This is a genomic window from Dethiosulfatibacter sp. (genome assembly GCF_983023055.1).
This window is the reverse complement of record NZ_CEZJXU010000169.1, coordinates 1-4,907: the sequence shown is the minus strand read 5'-3', so window position 1 is coordinate 4,907 and position 4,907 is coordinate 1. Positions and strand designations below refer to the sequence as shown.

Sequence of the window (4,907 nt, the reverse complement as noted above, 5' to 3'; positions counted from 1 at the left end):
TTTGGCTACAGGAGTTCCCGAGTCGTACTTGTAATAGTACCATCTTCCCGACTGAGAATAATCTATGTGCTCGTCAATATCAGGTTCATTAAGTTCACCCCAGGCAAGGGCAAAATCGTAATTTGAAATTACGGAGCTCAAGTCTCTCGTATATTTCTTTTTGCTTTTCACTACTGCTTCTATATTATAGCTTGCTTTTTTAGTCAGCTTGTAGGTATTTCCTCCCGACTCTATCTTTACGAAAGATTCGCCTATTACATCTTCCTGAATAGGGTCCTCTATTGCTCCATAATGACTCTGAGATCCTGAACCATTAACAATATCATTGGCCATAATTCCCAAAAGAAAGATTATTATTAATACAATTAAGGTTTTTATAGTCTTTGACATAGCATACCCCTTTCTAATGATTGTATAGATTTATTATACTATAAACCTGTGAATATTTGAATTGGCATCTCTGTAAAGTATAAATATATTTAATATTAACTTTCTTAAGAATTTCTTAATAGTTGCCGAAAACCAGTCACAAGAATACATGTACCCTCCACTCCCCTCAATATACTTTGAATATCAAAGTTTTTTATTGACAATAGCAATCACTAATAATATACTTTGATTGTCAAATTAAATAAAAAATTAAAAATAAAAATAATATACTATGGAGGAATAGAAAATGACTTTTGAAAAAGTAAAAGCAATATTGGTAGAAGAATTGGGATTGGATGAAGAGGTAAAACTTACTGACAACTTGAAGGATGACTTAGATGCAGATTCATTAGACCTTGCTGAGGTAGTGATAAACCTTGAAGAAGCTTTTGACATCGAAATACCTGAAGAAGACTATCCTAAATTTGTAACAGTTAAGGATATTGTAGCATTCATAGACACAAAAATTAACTAATAGGTGCCTGACATGGGATATTTAGAACTATGTAAATTGTTAGACATCAAATATCCTATTTTCCAAGGTGGTATGGCCTGGATTTCAGATGCCGAACTGGCTGGTGCAGTTTCTAATGCAGGCGGGTTAGGAATAATCGCTGCAGGTAATGCTCCTGTTGAGTATCTAGAAGAACAGGTTTACAAAATAAGAAAACTTACTGATAAGCCATTTGGTGTAAACATAATGCTTATGAGTCCTTTCAAAGATGCCGTTGCTGAAGCTGCGGCATTTCTCGAGGTTCCGGTTATCATATCCGGTGCGGGAAGCCCTGGAAAATATATGGATTTATGGAAAAGCAAAGGTATAAAAGTGTTCCCAGTTGTTCCTACGACAACACTTGCTAAAAGGCTTGTGAAAATTGGAGCTGATGGGGTAATATGCGAGGGTACAGAAGCCGGCGGACATATTGGAGAGTTATCTACTATGTCTCTTGTTCCCCAGGTTGTAGATGCTATCGATGTACCAGTAATAGCTGCAGGCGGCATCGCCGATGCTAGAGGTTTCGCTGCCGCACTTATGCTTGGCGCTTCAGGCGTTCAGGTTGGTACACGTTTTTTAACTGCCTATGAGTGTAATGTTCACCAGAATTACAAAGAAGCGATATTAGGTGCTAAGGATACTGATGCAGTTGTTAGCGGAAGAAAAACAGGTCATCCAGTAAGGAGCATCAAGAACCGACTTACATCTAAATTCAAAAAGATGGAAAAAAATGGAGCTACAGCTGAAGAACTTGAAAAAGAAGGGGCAGGTGCTCTTCGAAGAGCTGCTGTTGATGGCGATATAAAAACTGGTTCCGTAATGGCTGGACAAATTGCAGGTTTAATAAACAAAGAAGAATCATGCGAAGAAATTATAACAGATTTAATGAGCAGTACTTCTCTACTCATTAAAAACTTTAAATTTGAGGAGTAAACATGAATAAGATTGCATTTATTTTTCCCGGACAAGGTGCACAGTACATTGGAATGGGAAAAGAATTCTATGACAATTTCCCGGAAGCAAAGGAAGTGTTTGACGCTGCCGATGAAGCTTTGGGATTTGATATAAGTAAAATGTGTTTTGAAGGACCTGAAGAGGACCTTAAACTCACTAGAAATACACAACCTGCAATACTTACTATGAGTATCGCAGCTTTGAAAATATTAGAAAACAAAGGTATAAAACCTGAAATTACTGCTGGACTCAGTCTTGGAGAATATGCCGCACTTGTTTGTTCAGGCGTACTGGATTTCAAGGATGCTGTTAAGTTAGTTGAAAAAAGAGGTACCTACATGCAAGAAGCTGTTCCAGCTGGACAAGGCAAGATGGCCGCTCTAATAGGCATGGACAGGGAAAATGTACTTAAGCTTTGCGAAGATTTCGGTAGCTACGGAGTACTTGAAGCTGCAAATTTCAACTGTCCTGGTCAGATTGTAATAGGCGGAGCAAGCGAAGCAGTTGAAAAAGCAGTCGAAGCTGCAAAGGAATATGGCGCAAAAAAGGCGATTTTACTTCCTGTAAGCGCTCCTTTCCACACATCAATGCTCTCCCCTGCTGCTGAAAAGCTTGAAGTAGAGCTTAAGAAAATCAACTTTAATGAAGCTTCCATACCGGTAATAGCAAATGTGGATGCCCAGATTGTTGAAAAAACTGATAAGTATCTTTCAAATCTTAAGAATCAGGTTTCTTCATCAGTAATGTGGGAAGATAGCATAAGAAAAATGATTGACATGGGTATAGATACATTCGTTGAAATCGGACCTGGAAAAAGCCTTTGCGGGTTTGTGAAAAAGATTGACAGGAAATTAAACTTCATGAATGTTGAAGATATGGCATCTCTGGAAAAAGCCCTGTCTAAACTGGAGGCTTAATATGAATCTAAATAAGACAGCTGTAATAACTGGTGCTTCAGGTGGAATTGGAAGCTCCATTGCAAAAAGAATGAACATTCTTGGATACAACCTTGTATTGAACTACAACAGCAACAGTGAAAGTTTAAAGGCTCTTGTAGAAACATTTGAAAACGCGGAAGTTGAAACCAGAATATTCCAGGCAGATATCTCAAAATTCGATGAAGCTGAAGCATTGATGAAAGATGCAATAAACAACTTTGGCACAATTGACGTCCTTGTCAACAATGCCGGCATCACAAGGGATAAGATCCTTACAATGATGTCTGAGGACGATTTCAATGATGTCATAAATATAAACTTAAGCGGTACATTCAACTGCATTAAACATGTATGCAAAAAAATGATAAAGCAAAAATCGGGCAGAATAATAAACATTTCGTCTGTAATTGGTTTGATTGGAAATATTGGACAGGTCAACTATGCTGCATCAAAAGCAGGAATAATTGGCATGACCAAGTCTACAGCTAAAGAACTGGCTAGAAAAAAAATCACTTGCAATGCTATTGCACCGGGATTCATTCAAACTAAAATGACAGATGCTATGACTGATGATGCTAAACAGGAAATAGTAAAAAATATACCATTGAAAAGACTTGGTAATCCAGAAGATATTGCTGATCTAGTTGAATTTCTAGCATCTGAAAAAGCTTCATATATTACAGGTCAAGTAATCTCCGTTGACGGCGGATTACACATGTAGGAGGAAAAACATGAGTAGAAGAGTAGTTATAACTGGTATGGGAGTAATATCTCCAATAGGTAGCGGAATAGAAAAATTTTGGAGTTCTGTAAAAGAAGGAAAATGTGGTATAGATGAAATAACTGCATTTGACACTACAGACTTCACAGTAAAGATGGCAGCAGAAGTAAAGGACTTTGATCCTAAGGACTTTATGGATAAAAAAGAAGCAAAGCGAATGGATAGATTTTGTCAATTCGCAATAGGAGCTTCTCAAATGGCCATCGATGACTCAGGCCTCGAGCTTGAAAAAATCAACAACAAAAAACTCGGTGTAATTATCGGTAGTGGTGTTGGTGGAATCAATACTATTGAAAGAGAAATTGCAAAGCTTCACAACAAAGGACCAAGCAAGGTATCCCCTTTCTTTATCCCTATGATAATTTCAAACATGGCCTCCGGTCTTGTAGCTATAAGATTTGAAGCAAAAGGTGTAAACCTTTCAGTTGTATCTGCCTGTGCATCAGGTTCAAATGCAATTGGAGAATCTTTTAGAAAAATTCAATCCGGTGTTTGTGACATTATGATTGCAGGTGGTTCTGAAGCATCTGTAACTCCAGCCACTATAGCTGGATTCTCTTCAATGACTGCATTAAATACATCCACCGACAAAAACAGAGCTTCAATACCTTTTGACAAGGAAAGATCCGGTTTTGTAATGGGTGAAGGTGCTGGAATGCTTATTATGGAAGACTATGATCACGCTGTAGCTAGAGGCGCAAGGATATATGCAGAAATGGCAGGTTATGGTGCTACATGTGACGCACACCATATGACTAGCCCTGATCCAGAAGGAAAAGGAGCTGCAGGTGCAATGAATGAAGCAATTGAAGATGCTGGCATTAATAAGGAAAAAGTTGCATATATCAATGCTCACGGCACTTCTACTCCATACAATGACAAATTTGAAACTGTGGCAGTAAAGAATGTATTTGGAGATTACGCAAAAAATGTACCTTTCAGTTCTACCAAGGCAATGACTGGTCACTTGATCGGTGGTGCAGGTGCAATAGAAGCCATTGTTACAATCATGGCTATAAAAGACAGTTTCATTCCTGCAACTATAAACTACGAGGTTCCTGATCCAGACTGCGATCTTGACATTGTTCCAAATGTAGGAAGAGATGCAGATGTTGAATATGCCATTTCTAACTCTCTTGGTTTTGGCGGACACAATGCTTCACTGCTTTTCAAAAGAGGTTAATTATGTACAGTAGTAATGATATTGAAAAAGTACTGCCTCACAGATACCCTTTCCTGCTCATCGATAGAGTTGTAGAAATGGAAGAAGGCAAAAAGGCTGTAGCAATAAAGAATGTCACTGTAAATG

Annotated in this window: 5 protein-coding genes and 2 pseudogenes; 6 read left to right on the top strand and 1 reads right to left on the bottom strand. The window is 38.1% G+C overall.

The window, feature by feature from the left end; all coding sequences use genetic code 11:
• A pseudogene (locus AC3AX0_RS07185) lies at positions 1–390 on the bottom strand (hypothetical protein); the annotation flags it as partial.
• A gap of 286 nt (positions 391–676) precedes the next feature.
• On the opposite strand from AC3AX0_RS07185, the gene AC3AX0_RS07180 reads away from it, so the two are divergent.
• The 6 genes and pseudogenes from AC3AX0_RS07180 to AC3AX0_RS07155 all read left to right on the top strand — a co-directional run.
• A complete protein-coding gene (locus AC3AX0_RS07180) occupies positions 677–904 on the top strand; it encodes an acyl carrier protein (protein WP_487549625.1) in 228 nt (75 codons plus the stop codon).
• A gap of 12 nt (positions 905–916) precedes the next feature.
• The gene (gene fabK / locus AC3AX0_RS07175; RefSeq protein WP_487549624.1) at positions 917–1,858 is read left to right on the top strand and encodes an enoyl-[acyl-carrier-protein] reductase FabK; all 942 of its coding nucleotides are present in this window, start codon (positions 917–919) and stop codon (positions 1,856–1,858) included.
• 2 nt (positions 1,859–1,860) lie between these two features.
• Positions 1,861–2,796, top strand: coding sequence for an ACP S-malonyltransferase (fabD, locus tag AC3AX0_RS07170; protein ID WP_487549623.1), 936 nt, complete (start codon positions 1,861–1,863; stop codon positions 2,794–2,796).
• A gap of 1 nt (position 2,797) precedes the next feature.
• Complete coding sequence (fabG, locus tag AC3AX0_RS07165) at positions 2,798–3,538, top strand: 3-oxoacyl-[acyl-carrier-protein] reductase (protein WP_487549622.1); 741 nt, start codon at positions 2,798–2,800, stop codon at positions 3,536–3,538.
• 10 nt (positions 3,539–3,548) lie between these two features.
• Positions 3,549–4,781 (top strand): beta-ketoacyl-ACP synthase II, encoded by a 1,233-nt coding sequence (fabF, locus tag AC3AX0_RS07160; RefSeq protein ID WP_487549621.1) that lies wholly within the window; start codon positions 3,549–3,551, stop codon positions 4,779–4,781.
• Between the two features lie 2 nt (positions 4,782–4,783).
• Positions 4,784–4,907: pseudogene (locus AC3AX0_RS07155) on the top strand (3-hydroxyacyl-ACP dehydratase FabZ); the annotation flags it as partial.

Excerpts from the sequence above, each read along its gene's own strand:
- fabD (WP_487549623.1), top strand. The coding sequence starts at position 1,861 with ATGAATAAGATTGCATTTATTTTTCCCGGACAAGGTGCACAGTACATT.
- fabG (WP_487549622.1), top strand. The coding sequence starts at position 2,798 with ATGAATCTAAATAAGACAGCTGTAATAACTGGTGCTTCAGGTGGAATT.
- fabK (WP_487549624.1), top strand. The coding sequence starts at position 917 with ATGGGATATTTAGAACTATGTAAATTGTTAGACATCAAATATCCTATT.
- fabF (WP_487549621.1), top strand. The coding sequence starts at position 3,549 with ATGAGTAGAAGAGTAGTTATAACTGGTATGGGAGTAATATCTCCAATA.
- AC3AX0_RS07180 (WP_487549625.1), top strand. The coding sequence starts at position 677 with ATGACTTTTGAAAAAGTAAAAGCAATATTGGTAGAAGAATTGGGATTG.